General features: G+C 32.6%; 14 protein-coding genes and 1 tRNA gene. 11 read left to right on the forward strand and 4 right to left on the reverse strand.

The window, feature by feature from the left end:
• The first annotated feature begins 442 nt into the window (after positions 1–442).
• The 5 genes from GSY47_RS01325 (at position 443) to GSY47_RS01345 (ending at position 5,026) form a co-directional block, all read left to right on the forward strand.
• A complete protein-coding gene (locus GSY47_RS01325; protein ID WP_179008195.1) occupies positions 443–976 on the forward strand; it encodes an AAA family ATPase in 534 nt (177 codons plus the stop codon).
• A gap of 65 nt (positions 977–1,041) precedes the next feature.
• Positions 1,042–2,937 (forward strand): RecQ family ATP-dependent DNA helicase, encoded by a 1,896-nt coding sequence (locus GSY47_RS01330; RefSeq protein ID WP_179008193.1) that lies wholly within the window; start codon positions 1,042–1,044, stop codon positions 2,935–2,937.
• A complete protein-coding gene (gene fmt / locus GSY47_RS01335; RefSeq protein ID WP_179008191.1) occupies positions 2,937–3,884 on the forward strand; it encodes a methionyl-tRNA formyltransferase in 948 nt (315 codons plus the stop codon). Before GSY47_RS01330 ends, fmt begins: the two co-directional genes overlap by 1 nt.
• 180 nt (positions 3,885–4,064) lie before the next feature.
• Positions 4,065–4,337, forward strand: coding sequence for an HU family DNA-binding protein (locus GSY47_RS01340; protein WP_219071075.1), 273 nt, complete (start codon positions 4,065–4,067; stop codon positions 4,335–4,337).
• A gap of 128 nt (positions 4,338–4,465) precedes the next feature.
• Entirely contained in the window at positions 4,466–5,026 is a 561-nt protein-coding gene (locus GSY47_RS01345) for a YqgE/AlgH family protein (protein WP_179008189.1), read from the forward strand.
• Here GSY47_RS01345 and GSY47_RS01350 read toward each other — a convergent pair.
• Both GSY47_RS01350 and GSY47_RS01355 read right to left on the reverse strand, forming a co-directional pair.
• Positions 5,023–5,859, reverse strand: a complete 837-nt coding sequence (locus tag GSY47_RS01350; protein ID WP_179008187.1) for an aminotransferase class IV — start codon at positions 5,857–5,859, stop codon at positions 5,023–5,025. The two genes, GSY47_RS01345 and GSY47_RS01350, sit on opposite strands and share 4 nt — an antisense overlap.
• A 54-nt stretch (positions 5,860–5,913) precedes the next feature.
• On the reverse strand, positions 5,914–6,306 hold the full coding sequence (locus tag GSY47_RS01355; RefSeq protein WP_179008185.1) for an START-like domain-containing protein: 393 nt from the start codon (positions 6,304–6,306) through the stop codon (positions 5,914–5,916).
• Between the two features lie 151 nt (positions 6,307–6,457).
• Between GSY47_RS01355 and GSY47_RS01360 the strand changes: the two genes are divergently transcribed.
• The 6 genes from GSY47_RS01360 (at position 6,458) to GSY47_RS01385 (ending at position 10,240) form a co-directional block, all read left to right on the forward strand.
• Positions 6,458–6,531 (forward strand) — tRNA-Met (locus tag GSY47_RS01360).
• Positions 6,532–6,671: 140 nt separating this feature from the next.
• Entirely contained in the window at positions 6,672–6,932 is a 261-nt protein-coding gene (locus GSY47_RS01365) for a hypothetical protein (protein ID WP_179008093.1), read from the forward strand.
• A 182-nt stretch (positions 6,933–7,114) separates the two neighbouring features.
• Positions 7,115–7,498: a hypothetical protein gene (locus tag GSY47_RS01370; protein WP_179008090.1), complete on the forward strand. Its 384-nt coding sequence runs from the start codon at positions 7,115–7,117 to the stop codon at positions 7,496–7,498.
• 20 nt (positions 7,499–7,518) lie between these two features.
• Positions 7,519–8,937 carry an aminotransferase-like domain-containing protein gene (locus GSY47_RS01375; protein WP_179008088.1) on the forward strand — a complete coding sequence of 473 codons (1,419 nt, stop codon included), beginning with the start codon at positions 7,519–7,521 and terminating at the stop codon, positions 8,935–8,937.
• 4 nt (positions 8,938–8,941) lie between these two features.
• The gene (locus GSY47_RS01380) at positions 8,942–9,418 is read left to right on the forward strand and encodes a GNAT family N-acetyltransferase (RefSeq protein ID WP_179008086.1); all 477 of its coding nucleotides are present in this window, start codon (positions 8,942–8,944) and stop codon (positions 9,416–9,418) included.
• A 93-nt stretch (positions 9,419–9,511) separates the two neighbouring features.
• Positions 9,512–10,240, forward strand: a complete 729-nt coding sequence (locus tag GSY47_RS01385; RefSeq protein WP_179008084.1) for a type 1 glutamine amidotransferase — start codon at positions 9,512–9,514, stop codon at positions 10,238–10,240.
• Positions 10,241–10,347: 107 nt separating this feature from the next.
• Here the strand turns inward: GSY47_RS01385 and GSY47_RS01390 are convergent, their stop codons facing one another.
• Together GSY47_RS01390 and GSY47_RS01395 are read right to left on the reverse strand one after the other, a co-directional pair.
• Positions 10,348–13,995 (reverse strand): DUF2339 domain-containing protein, encoded by a 3,648-nt coding sequence (locus GSY47_RS01390; protein WP_179008082.1) that lies wholly within the window; start codon positions 13,993–13,995, stop codon positions 10,348–10,350.
• A 401-nt stretch (positions 13,996–14,396) separates the two neighbouring features.
• Positions 14,397–16,517 carry a cation:proton antiporter gene (locus GSY47_RS01395; RefSeq protein ID WP_179008080.1) on the reverse strand — a complete coding sequence of 707 codons (2,121 nt, stop codon included), beginning with the start codon at positions 16,515–16,517 and terminating at the stop codon, positions 14,397–14,399.
• Position 16,518 lies beyond the last annotated feature (1 nt).

The following is a 16,518-nucleotide window of genomic DNA, read 5'->3' on the forward strand; positions in this document are numbered from 1 at the left end:
TTTGATGGACGAATTAAAATTCGGCCATACAATATTGATCGAGCCAACGGCTCTTTTGCTAAAGCCCCAAAGGAACGATTTATTTTGTAGCACCCCCCGATAGCTATCGGGATTAATCCGTTGAATTTTATCGAACATTAACAGAAATTCCATCGGAACGAAACATATAAAATTGAATATCTAAATATACCTACAAGGTTTTGAAAACCTTGCAGGAGGAATCATCGTATAAATAATTCCAAAAACAAAACCATGTCTCTCTCCTAGCCCTGATTGAGGCGGTATCCTTTTATGGTCTCGTTTTTTTTCTAACGAGACCATAAAAGATATAGCCGAAAGCAGGAACCCATACCTACTAAAAATGCCAAATCTTTCGCTTCAAGTAAATATTCTTTTTAATTATAAATAAGTTTAGGTAAATTTGCGCTTTATTTTTAGAATAGTGCAAAAAGAAATTATAGTCTTACTTGGCGGTCCTGGTACTGGAAAATCAACACTTATTAACGAATTGGTAGCTCGTGGCTTTTGCTGCTATCCTGAAATTTCTAGACAGGTTACCATGAAAGCGCAGCAGGAAGGCATTGAGCAACTGTTTCTGGAACAGCCACTTTTGTTTAGCGAAATGCTTTTGGAAGGTCGTATCGAACAGTACAAAAATGCTCTTGAAGAACCTGATAATGTCGTTTTTATTGACCGCGGAATTCCCGATGTTGTGGCGTATATGGATTATATTGGAGACGAATATCCAGAACGTTTTACTAAGGCTTGCGAAGACTATAAATATTCTAAAACTTTTATTCTGCCGCCTTGGGAAGAAATTTACCAAAGTGATGCAGAGCGTTATGAAAATTTTGAACAAGCAGTTAAAATTCAGGAACATCTTATCGAGACCTATAAAAAATATGGGTACGAACTGATTGAAGTCCCAAAAGATACGGTTGAAAACAGAATTCTTTATATCTTAGACAAAATTTAGCAAAAGGTTTTAAAGTTGTAAAACTAGAAGCTGTTTTCTAAATTTTTAACTTTAAAACTTACGCAATGCTCGGAGCGCAGGATATTCTTCTAAAATACTGGAAACACGACAGTTTTAGACCGTTGCAAAAAGAAATTATCGATTCGGTTCTGGAAGGACAGGATACTTTTGCCGTACTTCCGACGGGAGGTGGAAAATCGATTTGTTTTCAGGTTCCCGCTATGATGCAGGAAGGAATTTGTCTCGTTATTTCGCCTTTGATAGCTTTAATGAAAGATCAGGTAATGAATCTTCAGAAAAGAGAAATTAAAGCTATTGCACTTACTGGCGGTATTCACACTGAAGAAATCATAGATTTACTGGACAATTGTCAATACGGAAATTATAAATTTCTATACATGTCGCCAGAAAGATTACAATCGGACTGGATTCTCGAGCGCATTAAAAATCTTCCAATTAATTTAATTGCTATTGATGAAGCGCATTGTGTTTCGCAATGGGGCCATGATTTTAGACCGGCCTATCTTAAAATTTCTGAACTAAAGAAATTCTTTCCTAAAATTCCTTTTCTGGCTTTAACTGCAACAGCAACTCCCAGGGTTATTGAAGATATCAGAACGCAGTTAGAATTAAAAAATCCGAAACATTTTCAGCAATCATTTGAGAGAAAAAATATTGCTTATATGGTTTTTGAAGTGGAAGATAAATTGTACAGAACGGAACAAATTCTCAAAAAGAATCCACAGCCTTCTATCATATATGTCCGAAATAGAAAGTCTTGTTTAAACATGTCTTCACAATTACAGTCGTTAGGATTCACTTCGACGTATTATCATGGCGGACTTTCGGCAAAAGAAAAAGACAAGAACATGCAGTTATGGATGTCACAGCAAGCACAAGTGATTGTGGCAACGAATGCTTTTGGAATGGGAATTGACAAAGACAATGTTAAAACGGTTATTCATACACAGCTTCCGGAAAACTTAGAAAATTATTATCAGGAATCTGGTAGAGCGGGACGAAATGGCGCTAAAGCTTTTTCGGTTTTGCTTTACAATAATTCAGATATGATCCAGACGGAACAACAGTTTATTAATGTACTTCCAGACAAGAAGTTTCTCAAAACGATGTACATCAAACTCTGTACTTATTTCCAAATTGCTTACGGAGAGGGTTTAGATGAATCTTTTTCGTTTAAATTGAATCATTTTTGCAATAAATACGACTTCCCTACTTTAAAAACTTATAATGCTTTGCAGTTTTTGAGTCAGCAGGGAATTATTACCATGTCGCAGGAATTTTCTGAAAAAATTAATGTTCAGTTTTTGATTGAATCTAAAGAGGTAATTCGATACATGAGTCTGAATCCAAATGATGAAGAAATTATGCTGGCCATTTTGAGAACCTATCCTGGTGTTTATGAAGTAAAATCAAATCTGAATTTAGGACTGATTGCTAAAAAATCTAATCATACCGAAGAACAAGTTGTTGCGGTTTTAGAAAAACTAAAGGAAAAGGAAATTATCGAGTACAAATCCAAAAACAACGACGCTACTATTTTATTTAATGAAGTCCGCGAAGACGATCTTACTATAAATAGGGTTTCAAAATATTTAGAGAAACAAAATCAAGTTAAAAAAGAACAGCTTCATTCTGTTTTACATTATATAAAAGACACCAAAACTTGCAAAAACAGATTGGTTTTGAATTATTTTGGAGAAGAAACCAACGAAAACTGCGGTATTTGTTCATACTGCATTACCCAAAAAGGAAAAATTACAGAAGCAGATTCGATTGCTGATAAAATTTTATCACTTTTAAAAACAGCTTCTTTGACTTCGAGAGAAATTGAAACCCAAATCAAAATGGATACAAAAGACATTATTTCGGTTCTTCAGGAATTACTCGAAAACAATCATATCATTATACAAGCGAATAATAAATACACTTTAAAATCATAATGGAGAAATTGAGAATTATATTTATGGGAACGCCAGAATTTGCTGTTGGCATTTTGGATACCATTATTAAAAATAACTATGAAATTGTCGGCGTGGTTACAGTTGCAGACAAACCAGCAGGACGCGGGCAAAAAATAAAATATTCGGCTGTAAAAGAATATGCTTTAGCAAACAATCTTACTTTATTACAGCCAACCAATTTAAAAGACGAGAATTTCTTAGCCGAATTAAAAGCTTTAAACGCCAACTTACAAATCGTAGTAGCGTTTAGAATGTTACCAAAAGTAGTTTGGGAAATGCCAAGTTTAGGCACTTTTAATCTTCATGCTTCTTTATTACCAAATTATCGTGGCGCTGCCCCTATTAACTGGGCCATTATAAATGGAGAAACCAAAACTGGGGTTACCACTTTCTTTATTGATGATAAAATCGATACTGGTGCGATGATTTTAAATTCTGAAATTGCAATCGAACCAGAAGAAACAGCAGGGCAATTACATGATCGTTTAATGCATTTAGGAAGTACAACCGTTATTGACACTTTAAAAGTTATTGAAACAGGAAATGTAACAACCACGATTCAAGAAGATAACGACGATATAAAAACAGCTTACAAATTAAACAAAGAAAACTGCAAAATTGACTGGACAAAATCTGGAACAGAAATCAATAATCTGATTCGAGGTTTGAGTCCGTATCCTGCTTCTTGGTGTTTTTTAAAAGATCAAAATGAGGAACTTAACATTAAAATTTATGAAGCAAAACTGGTCTCAGAGTCCCATTCTTATGAGATTGGAAAACTAATTAGCAGTAAAAAAGAAATCAAGATTGCAATAAAAGAGGGTTTTATTCAGTTATTAAGTCTACAATTTCCAGGAAAAAAGAGAATGCTTGCCTCAGAAATATTAAATGGAGTGAGTTTTTCAGATGCTGCAAAAGTCTATTAACATCAGTAAAACAGGGGTTTGTACTTGATTTTCATCGATGAATAACATTCTTTATGAACAAAAAAAGCAAGTTATTAACAATTTTTGCTAAAATTAAAGAAAAGACTTGCACGCAACGGATTTCCTACTAAATTTGTGTATTAACAATTTTTTTTAACCAACAATTAATAACTAATTATTATGAACAAATCAGAATTAATCGATGCTATCGCTGCTGATGCAGGAATTACAAAAGCTGCGGCGAAATTAGCTTTAGAGTCTTTTTTAGGTAATGTAGGGACAACTTTGAAAAAAGGTGGAAGAATTTCATTAGTAGGTTTCGGATCTTGGTCAGTTTCTTCTAGAGCTGCTAGAGATGGTAGAAACCCTCAAACAGGAAAAACAATCAAAATCGCAGCTAAAAATGTTGTAAAATTCAAAGCTGGTGCTGAATTAGAAGGTGCAGTGAACTAAGTAAGAAAGTTCTCTAAACTTACAATATAATTAAAACCTTCCTTATGGAAGGTTTTTTTATGCGGTTTAACGATTTTTTTTGTGATTTTAATTTTTTTATGATTAAATTTAATAAAAATTGTAACCGTATGATTTCAGAAAAATTAAAAAAAGGACACCTGCTTATTGCCGAGCCTTCAATAATTGGAGATTTATCTTTTAACAGATCGGTAATTTTATTAGCAGACCATAACAAAGAAGGATCAATAGGTTTTATAATTAACAAGCCATTAAAATATACTATTAGTGACTTAATACCAGAAATTGAGGCCAACTTTAAGATATATAACGGAGGTCCCGTAGAACAAGACAATCTTTATTTCATTCACAATATTCCTGAACTAATCCCAAACAGTGTTGAGATTTCGAACGGAATTTATTGGGGTGGCGATTTTGAGTCCACCAAAGACCTTATAAACAGCGGTGCTATCAGCAAAAATAACATTCGCTTTTTCTTAGGTTACACTGGCTGGGACGAAAATCAGCTTGAAAATGAAATGCAGGGAAACTCTTGGATCATTGCTGATAATAATTATAAAAATAAAATTATCGGAAAATCTACTACCCATTTTTGGAAAGAGCAGATTATAGAACTTGGAGGCGATTATCTTATTTGGTCTAATGCACCTGAAAATCCATATCTGAATTAATTTTCAGAAATGGATTCATTTAGTTTCTGCACTAATAAATGAGCCAGATTCGCTTTAAACTCCTTTTTACGATATTTAGTTATCGGCTGTATCCCTGTGATTACATTTGTGAGAAATAATTCGTCTGCTTTTTGAAGATCAAATGGCGAAATTATTTCTTCGCAAACCTCTATGCCTTCTATTTTCTTAGCCACAGCTAAAATTTGTTTACGCATTATTCCGTTTAAAGCTCCTTCTGAAACTGGTGGTGTGATCAATTTATTCCCCAAAACCATAAAAATATTTCCTTGAAGTGCTTCTACTACATTTTTACTGTCATTCAATAAAATACAGTTAGCAAGACCATTTTCGTCTGCAAAAATACTTCCTGTTATATTAATCATCTTGTTAGTCGTTTTAAGAGACGATAACAATTGTTTTGTCACATAGAAGTCTTTATATAAATCTACTTCGTATTCGTTTGCATTTATACTGTATGCTTTATTTCCAAGAGAAATAGCATTTATTAAAAACGAAATGTCATTTGTTTTAGGAAGATACAAACCTCCATCTTTTCTAAAAACAGTAATTCTGGCTCTTGCTGAAGAAGCAATGTTTAATTGATTAACCAAATTTAAAATCTGCTCTTCAAAATATTCCATTGTAAAATCCATAGGAATCATCATTCTAACCACACGCATGGAAGCCATCAATCTAAAATAATGATCTTCAAGAAACAAGATTTTTCCGTTGACAATTTTTACTGTTTCAAATATGCCGTCACCATACAAGAAAGCACGGTTTAGAGTTAATATATTATCTTCCTTTGCTATGTTTCCGTTAAAATTAATCATAAAAAAAACCTGAATTTTGTTCAGGGCAAATATAAGGTATAAAATAGACTTTTACTAAACAGAACCTATAAGATGTTTTAGGTCTGAAATCTGATTCTCCCACAATTGTTTAGCTTCTCCTAATTCTTCTTTTTCCGCAAAATCAACCACCATTAATGATACATCTTTAGTCAATTCATCAACTAAAATATGAAGTTCAAAAAAGTAATCAGTGTCTTTACTGCTTTCGTCAACCCATTTAAATTTTACTTTTTCGCCAGATTTTTTAGATGCTAGACGTGCTTTTTCCTGTGAATCATTCCACATAAATGTAAAAAACTCTCCTCTTGAATTAACATTGTCAGCAAACCATTCTTGTAAACCTGACGGAGTTGATATATATTGATACAATAATTGCGGTGAAGAATTGATCGGAAACTCTATTTCGTAACGTATTTTTGACTCCATGTGCTACTTTTAATTTTTTTGGAAATATAAGAATATATGTCCAAAAACAATGCGTTTTTAAAAATATTTTTTTTTCTTCATTTTATGCTTGCAAGCTTTAATATTATTTCTATCTTTGCACCCGCAATCAGGAATTCATGATAGCAGTCCAGGCGAGGTAGCTCAGTTGGTTAGAGCGCAGGATTCATAACCCTGAGGTCACGGGTTCAACTCCCGTCCTCGCTACAAGGTAAAGCACCACTTTTTTTTTAAAGTGGTGTTTTTTTTATCTATAAGTATTTGTAATTTGCATTAGATTTGCAACTTAATATTCTAAATCAGACCATCAAAAACAGCATTTTACAAACTAAGCATTTTATAATCAAATGGATATAGTTAAATTTAAAATCACATCGAAAACGATAAAAGTAGAAGTACGTAATTCGAATAATTATGTTTTCAATTTTAATAATGTTTTAGATATTAAAAAAGAAGACAAAGATGTTTTATTAAAATTGTATAATGCTTTAGATATACTTTTTAAAAAAGAAACTCCAACTGAAACAAAAAACTATATTTCGCCAAATCAAACCAATATATTGGATCAGATTTCTGATATTGATAAACTTGATCAGGAGAACAAATAACAGATTTTCTTTATTTAATTTACTAATCATTAATTTGATTTAAAAATATTCAAAACCCTCAAACAAAAAGTTTGAGGGTTTTCTTTTATACTCTGTTTTTCAAAATAAAGTATTACTTTTAATCTGTATCCTTAAAAAAAGTATTTTCTGTGTCTGTACCCAAATCTAGAATCGCAATAATTTTGCTAAAAAAAGATATGGAGTCTACAGCATCAACACAGGAAAAAACAAAATTTAGAGAGGTTTATATATTTGACATGGAGGCGCTACAAAACATCTTTAGTCAAAATAGTTGTGAAAAAACTGAAGATAAAATGCTTTTTGGCATTCCCTTTCTTCTCAGTAAAAAAAACAATAAGATTAATGCTTTTGCCAGTTTGATTTTGGATCAGAACAATGAAATCAAATTTGAAATTTATGATGACGGAAGTCTCAATGATCAAGAAAAAGAAGTTTTTAATGAATACATTATAAATTTTCTAAAGAAAAAAAGAAGTGCCAATTTCAATAATGTCACACAATTAAAACAAAGTACAGAACATCTTGTTCATTGCCTTAGTTTTTGAAAGTTTAACAAATAACAAAAATGAAGAACAATCAAACATTATATTTAAAAATTGCCAAAATTATCGAAGATCAAATTCATAATGAAACTTTGGTACTTGGCGACAAACTGCCTTCTGTTCGAAGTGCACAGAAACTTTATAATGTTAGTTTAAATACCATCAAGCAGGCTTATTTGGAACTGGAGAGTCGTTCACTTATAGAATCACGCCCAAAAATGGGCTATTATGTGAGTAAGAGCGCGATACGTACCACGGCACTTCCCAGCATTGCCAGCATAAATAATCACGAAACTAAAAATACTCCTGAGGAACTTATCGATAAAGTTTTCAGCACCATCAACAGAAAAGATGTGACACAGTTTGCACTTGGATTACCAGGAAAAAATTTCCTCCCAATTGCAAAACTTAATAAAGGGATTATCAATGCTGTTCGCAACAGAGACGATGCCGGAACTGCCTACGAACCGGTTCAGGGATCTGAAAGTCTTCGGCGCGCCATTGCAAAATGGGCGCTTGTTATGGAAGGGAAAATTACAGAAGATGATCTTGTCATTACCTCTGGTGCCATGCATGCTATGTACAATGCGTTAATGGCTGTAACTTCTCCCGGAGATAGTGTTGCTGTAGAAAGTCCTGCCTATTTTGGCATACTTCAGGCAATTAAAGCTTTAGGTTTAAAAGCAGTTGAAATTCCAACTCATCCTTTATATGGACTGGATCTTGAGGCTTTAAAAAAAGTACTTCCCGAAATTAAGGCTTGTTGTTTTATTACTAATTTCAATAATCCGATGGGTTTTCAAATGCCTGACGAAAACAAAAAGGAATTAGTTAAATTGATAACACAGTATAATGTTCCATTGATTGAAGATGATCTTTATGGCAATTTATATTTTGGTTCGGAGCGCCCAAAACCTTGCAAATTTTATGATGAAGCAGGCTTGGTTTTGTGGATTGGATCTGTTTCTAAAACTCTTGCACCTGGATATCGTGTCGGATGGATTGCTCCGGGAAAATTTAAAGATAAAATCATACGCCAGAAACTGGTACAAACCGTTTGTAATTCTTCTTTGTTTTCGGATGTTATTAGCGACTTTCTGGAACACGGACGCTATGATCATCACCTTAGAACTTTTAGAAACAAACTTTACACGAATTATATCCAAATTAATCGTGCTGTAGAAACCTATTTCCCTGACAATACTAAAATTGCTCAGCCAAAAGGCGGTTTTATGCTTTGGCTCGAACTGGATGAAAGAATCTCAACAACAGAATTATATACCACTGCCTTATCACAAAAAATTAATTTTGCGCCCGGAAGAATTTTTTCGCAATACAATCAATACAATAATTGCATGCGACTTACTTATGCTCTGGAATGGAATGAGCGCGTGGAATCTGATTTGGAAAAATTAGGCAGAATTATAAAGAATAGCATTTAACATTATGAAAAATAACGTTCAAATAAAAACTTATACTCCCAAATACAAAGAAAGTTTTAAGAATTTAAATATCGAATGGATTTCGAATTATTTTGAAGTTGAACCCAATGACATCAAAGCGCTCGATCATGCCGAAGAATATATTATTGAAAAAGGAGGCGAAATCTTTTCGGCTATTTTAAACGATGAAGTCTTGGGTGTTTGCGCTTTAATCAAAAGCAATACTAAGGATTACGATTACGAATTGGCAAAAATGGCTGTAAGTCCAAAAGCGCAAGGAAAAGGAGTTGGATTATTACTTGCAAAAGAAGCTATAAAATGGGCTTCTGAAAAAGGTGCTTCAAAAATTTATCTGGAAAGCAATACCAAACTTCAGCCTGCAATTAAATTATACGAAAAACTAGGTTTTAAAGAAATTAAAGGCATTTCATCAAGTTACAACAGAGTGGATATTCAGATGATGCTTGTTCTTAATTCTTAGATTAAATTGTACTGGACTATTTCATTAAAAGCAAAAGTGGACTATTAAAAACGTACTTTAGAAAAATACATTTGTAATCAATTTTTAGAAACAATGAACATCCATATTATACAACACGAAACATACGAAGCTCCCGGCGCTTATCTCAATTGGGCAACAGAACGAAATTATAATGTATCTTTTTCTAAAGTCTATGAAAACGATAAACTGCCGGATAATATCGATTTTATAGACTTGCTCATTGTTATGGGCGGGCCGCAAAGTCCAAATACCACTATTCAAGAATGTCCTCATTTTGATGCATTATCCGAAATTTCTTTAATCCAAAAATGTATTACTGCTAAAAAAGCTGTTGTTGGAGTTTGTCTGGGTTCACAGTTAATTGGCGAAGCTTTTGGTGCAAAATTCAACCATAGTCCAGAAAAAGAAATTGGAGTATTTTCTATTATATTAACTGAAGATGGAATAAAAGACGAAAAAGTAAATCATTTTGGTTCAGTTCTAAATGTGGGACATTGGCATAATGATATGCCAGGTTTAACAAAAGAAAGTAAGGTTCTGGCTGTAAGTGAAGGCTGTCCTGTTCAGATTGTTTCGTATTCGAATCTTGTTTATGGTTTTCAGTGCCACATGGAATTGACAACAGAAGTAGTTGCTCTTTTAATTGAAAGTGAAACTGATTTATTAGCTAAAAGCAAGCAATATCAATATGTTCAAAATCCTGAAACGATTTTAGCTTATAATTACGATGAGATGAATGAAAAACTTTTTCAATTTCTGGATAAACTTGTATTAGCTTACAAAAACCAGAATTCACTTTAATTAAAACTATCGTCTACTGAAATTTTTAGGGATAAAAGAAGTTTCAGTTCAAAATAAATTCAAAAAAGCCACAAATTCATTTACTTAATTTGTGGCTTTCTATTTTTTTAATCAAATCGGTGTTTGTATTTCTTGAATAAGGTATTCATAACCAAAAGCACTACTCCTACTCCCAATAAAACTAATGCCCTGATTAAGAAATCAGAATTCGAAAGATCAAAAAACATTAATCGTATGACGCAGACTCCAACCAAAGAAAGAGAAACATAGCGGAAGTATTTTTCTTTCAGCATAATTCCAAGAATTAACAATCCTAAAGATTCTAAAATCCAGAAGAACGTTAAGATTCCTTTGTCGAATGTGAGATATAAAAACAATCCAATACTAAAAGTTGCCGGATAAATAATAATACTGTTTTTGAATGGAAACTCTTCGATGAATTTGTAAACGATAAAAACATACAATGCCAGAAGCGCAAATATAATCAGGTAAACATATTCGAATTTAGATTCAAAATAGTTGAAACTGACAAAAGCTAAATGAAAATTAGCCAATAAATAATAAACGATGCTGATTTCTTTTTTACTGCCAATCTTTTTATAATAAAGCGAAGCATTTACAATCGCTGTTACTGCCCAAAACACCGGAAGCCATTTGTGTTCCAATTGCGAGAACATAATAATCGAAAGCCAAACGTTTACCACAATTTGATAGTCAAGCTGTAATGATTTGATAAATTCTTTTTTGTGGATCAGGAAAGTTAATGCGATCAACAATGCAACTGCCGAAAGCTGTAAAATCCAATCCTGTAAAGTAAAAGCGTTAAGGGTTTTAATGTTATAAAAAACAGACGTCAGAATAGCTAAAACTCCTATCACTAAAACCGATTCTGACGCTAAAACTATTTTTCTGTAAAGAATCAAACCAAAATTCACTATTGCTAAAATCATGAATAGCAAAGGCAGATAAACCGTTTCAACCTGAATAAACAACAAAGCGATTACCCATAAATTTTGAATAATAGGTAAAATTGCAATAACCATTTTTCCTTCTTCTCTCGGACTTTTAGTTTGCAGATAGACATAAACAACAGACAATAAAACACTGACTGTCTCTACAACATAAAGAACGATTTGATTGGTTGCATTCAACTCAAAAGCACTTAAATAAATACTCAGCATCACAGTGCCAATTAAAAGTACAAAAGAATAAATATTGAAGCGTTTGATGCTTTCGATTTTTTGAAAAATCCAAAAAGTGATTAATGCTAAAACTCCTAAATAAACAGGAATGTAGTTCATCTCGACACAAGAAAAACCAAACACCAAAGCATTAAAAAGAATGAAATCAGAATTTAGAATATTGAAATTTTTCCAGCCCAATATTATTTCGTTTGATTTATTTCTGATTTTTTCTCCAAAGAAAATATAAACTTCAATTAAAGAAATCCCAACGGCAATTAATCCGATTTCAGTATTATTTAAGAATCTCGTATTATGTAAAAACAACAAACTTCCAAATACCGAAAAAGCAAGACAAAAACCATATAATAAAATTTGATTCCCTACAGAAAGTCGTTTTTGTCTAAACTGAATCCATAAAAATTCATGATTCAATAAAGCGATTGCAAACAATCCAAAAATCTGAATAATATCATCCGATGTTAAATATTTGTACTCAATCGAAAGAAGTAAAGCATTTACCCCAATAATTCCGATTGTTTTGACAATTGAATCGTCTTTGTAAAAAGATTTCACAAACCAGTTAAGCGTTATTACAACGATAATTCCTAAAGCAAAAAGAAGATCTAAATTTGATTTTGGCTCTACCAGAATCGAAGTTAATCCCACACCAATAGCAATTAATAAAAACACAAATCGGCCAAGATCAAAAGTATTTGTTTCGAATTTAAATCGTAAAGAACACCACAGTAAAGCAATAAACACAATTGGATAGTAGAATGAAATTTCGATAGTATGATACCAGCTTATAAAAAACAATATGGAGGACACAACAGAGAAAATTCCGTTTAAACTCAAGTTTTGTTTTGAAATAAAAGCATCAACCTCCAAAAATTCTTTTTTTACTGAGCAAAAAACTGGAACCATTAATGATGTAATTACAAGTACTATCAGCGCAGCAAAAGTGTTTGTTATGTAGGTTTGAACAAAAAACGGATTAATATGCGAAATAAAAAAGATGAAGATAAACACACAAAAAATATGATTGATCACTAAAAATATTTTATGCAGTAATGTTTCTTTGTTTTTATAAACGATGAAAAGACAAGTGACAATTAAAAAGTACAGACCACAAATAATAATATCGTAACCAATTTTCCAATCGTTAAGCATAATCATACTTAGAGAAAAAAGGATAAAGGAAACCATTCCGTCTAAATGATACAGCCAAAAAATCTTTTTCTTTCTGGCAAAAAGTGTCGCAAAAAGGCAAAGTATCCCCGCCACTAGTAAAACAAAAATCTTGATTTTACTGCCTGTAGAATGTAATATTAAACCTGCCGCAAATAAAACCCAATTGGTTAAATGTGTAATAAAAGCAATTCTATCAAAACGAGTATCGGCATAAATACTTCTGTACTGCATGTACATACAGCTTACTGAAACCAAAATAATTCCTATTATCGCAAAAAGATTTTCTGTTGAAGTCAAAGCATTTGCGCCCTGCGTAAACCAAATATCAAATATGATAAAGCCTGAAATAACAATTAATAAATGATATTCCCATTTTTCTTTATAAGACAAAACAATTCCCGCTGTTGCAGTTAACGAAGCCAATAAAAATGTAATTAAGAGTTTCTCCGGAATTACACATAAAATCAAAATACTTAAAATTACATGAAGAGATAAAAAGGTCTGCTGTTTTATAATATATCCGACATACAAATTGAGCGCAATCCCGAATCCGATTAGCGAATAAGCAATTGGGATATTAGTTATAAAAGTCAATGCTGGAATTTGCGAAGCACCAAAACAGCCAAACAAAAACAAACTCGCTCCCGCACTGCGTAACCAAAGTCCTGTTTTAAACCATTTTTCTTTTTTCTCCAGAAAATAGTATGATCCAACCAAAATTCCCGCATATAACCAAAGAATTAAAATCCTAAACATTGGCGACACTTTCAAAGCTGTGTAAATGCTCAGATAGCCAATTCCTAAAACCATAATTGCCGTTCCAAGAATTCCCGTCCAGTTTTCGACAAACTGCTGTTCCATCTTTTTCATGAAAAGGGAAAAAGCACTTTCTACATAAACTTCTTCTTCACGAACCTGCGTTTCTGGCTTGGATTCCAATGCATTAAATGAATGCGTTTCTAAAACTTCTTCTAATTCTGGAGTTTCTTTTTGCGCTGTAATTTCAGTTTTATCCAACACAGGAATTGAAGCAGATTCAAAACTTACCACTGGCTCGATTGATTCTTCAATAACCTCTTTTTCATTTTGAACTTCCTCGCTAACCACAAATGAATCTGTAACAACGGGCGAGAAAACTTCTTCTACAGGTTCCAGAATAATCTCTCGTTCCTCAATTACAGGTTTTGGATTTTCAGGAATAAAATCAGATTGTGAGAGTTGCCTTTTGATTTCGGCTAACTCATTTTTTAAAGTATTATAATCGTCCCTGTTTTTTCTGTAAAGTGAATCCAGATGATCATTTTCTTCTTTTAAGCTATTAAACTTATTAAACAACACGACAATGCACACGATTAAGGCAAAAAGAATAAAATTCTCCATAGTTTAGGTTTTGGTTGGGGCTAATGTAGGAATTATTGGTTTAATTTAGTTTTCAAATAAAAAAGAATTCTAAATTGAAATCACTATTTATACAAAAACGAGAACCTGTAAATTCTTAATAGATAAAAAAATATTCATTTGACTGTAACATTTTCGAATAACAGCATCAAAATATAAAAATCAAATTACGGTTCTTTGCAACTTATTAAATTCATTAACTGAAAGCCAGCAATATCATTTTGTTCAAAATTCTGAAACAATTCTTTCTTACGACTATACTGAAATGAATGAGAAGCTTTTTCAATTTCTGGATAAACTTTTAGAGGCTTACAAAAACTGAATTAGTCCTAAAAGCAACAAACCCTTAAACAGAAAAGGCTTAAGGGTTTGTTGTTTATAAATCATTTAAAAATATTGCGAATCACTTTACCGATTTCTGCAAAATCGTCGTGACTGCTTACCGCCCTTTTCTCAGCAGTACTTTTTTCAATTTTTGAAAAAGGATAAATGAGCATGTAATTATTATTACTTAGCTTACTGTTCAATAAATTTGGTACGTCCTGCATCTTTGAAAAATAAGAATACATTCCTTTATTAGCCATCATAATAATTAGTCCATCATCTTCTTTTAGATCAAAAGCTGTTTTTTGAGCTTCTTCCCAAGAACCAATAATATCAAATGTTGCCTCAATTGTTGCTTTCTTTACAATTCTTTTTAAAATCTTCATGGTTTTATCTTTTCCATAAAAATTCATTTTAGCTCCTGAATTACGTCCAATGTTCCATATTCTTAACATTGAATGAAAAAAACCAGCATCCATCTCTGCATTCTCAGGTATTAATACTACGTACTTTTTAATTGTAGATACAGGCTGTACAGCGTGATAAACCATCAGATTTATATTTTTATTCTGAAGATAACCATTATACAAATTGTATCCAAAAGAAGCCGAAAAACCTTTTTCACCTTGTAGTCCAATAATAAGATCTGTTATTTCTTTTTCTTTAATTACATTACTTATTCCGGTGGCGGTATCATTATCATGTCGAGTAATTGGATTCAATTTAACATCGGCTGCAGACGCTGCTTTTACGGCTGTCTCTAAAATCTTTTCTGCATTTTTTACTGATGATTCGTTTTCTTCTTCGTTAATCACATTCACAGCAAAAACCCTATCCTTATTTGTTGAAGTTTTCACAATAAGGCCAAGATTAACCATTTTTTCGACAGTTTCTTCGTGATTAAGTGCCAAAAGAATATTCTCTTTTTCTTCACTATTACCCGATACTTTATTGTCTTTATCTGCTTCTGCTATTCGCTGGGCGCTTGCCATAGAAACAAAAGAAGAAACGGTACATGAAATTAATATCAAAAGTATACTTCCATTTAAAACATGATCATTTAAAAGTCTTATCGGTTCGCCTGCGTCATTTTCCCCAATAATAATATTATATCCGACCATTACAGAGGCTAATGTCGCCGCTGCTGACGCTGCACTCATTCCAAAAATCAGCTGGCCTTCATCGTTTGTAAGTTTGAATGTTTTTTTAGTAAGCATGGCTGCAAAATATTTCCCTCCAATTGAAGCCACTAACATAATTGCTGCTACCCATAATGTTTCCCAGCTTTGAATGAAAGCACTGAAATCAATTAGCATTCCGACACTTATCAGGAAAAAAGGAATAAAAATAGCATTTCCCACAAACTCTACTCTATTCATTAAAGAGGAAGTATGCGGAATCAATCTGTTTAAGGCTAATCCTGCAAAAAATGCTCCGATGATAGATTCTATTCCGGCAAGTTCGGCTAGAAGTGCAGCCAGATAAATCATTACAATAACAAAAAGATACTGCGAAATTTTATCTTCTACATTTTTGAAAAACCAGCGGGCAATTATTGGAAAAATCAGCAACACAATGAGCGTAAAAAGAATCATCGAAATAGAAAGTTTCAGCCAAAAAGCAGTTCCAACTTCTCCTTGCGACATTCCAACCACAACTGCCAAAACCAAAAGCGAAAGAACATCGGTAATCATTGTACCTCCGACGGTTATATTGACAGAAAGATTTTTTGCAATTCCTAAACTGCTAACCATTGGATATACAATTAAGGTATGCGATGAAAACAAACTAGCAAAAAGAACTGATGTTAATAACGAAAAACCCAGTACAAAATAACCTCCAACAAGCCCCAATATAAAAGGCACAGCAAAAGTATAAAGCGAAAACAAGATACTTTTCCATTTATTTTTTTTAAAATCGGCCATATCGATTTCTAATCCAGCCAAGAACATGATATACAAAAGTCCTGTAGTTCCTGTAACCACAACACTGCTGTCTCTTGACAAAACTCCAAAACCATTTGGACCAATAACTGCTCCCGCAATGATAAGCCCCAATAAATGAGGCACTTTAATCTTATTTAATAAAAGCGGAATGCATAATATTATAATTAGTTCTATAAGAAATTTTAAAAGCGGATCTTCAATAGGAAGACTAATATGATGTATACTTAAAAACATA

This window comes from Flavobacterium quisquiliarum, from assembly GCF_019308285.1.
In the GTDB taxonomy this organism is placed as follows: Bacteria; Bacteroidota; Bacteroidia; order Flavobacteriales; family Flavobacteriaceae; genus Flavobacterium; species Flavobacterium quisquiliarum.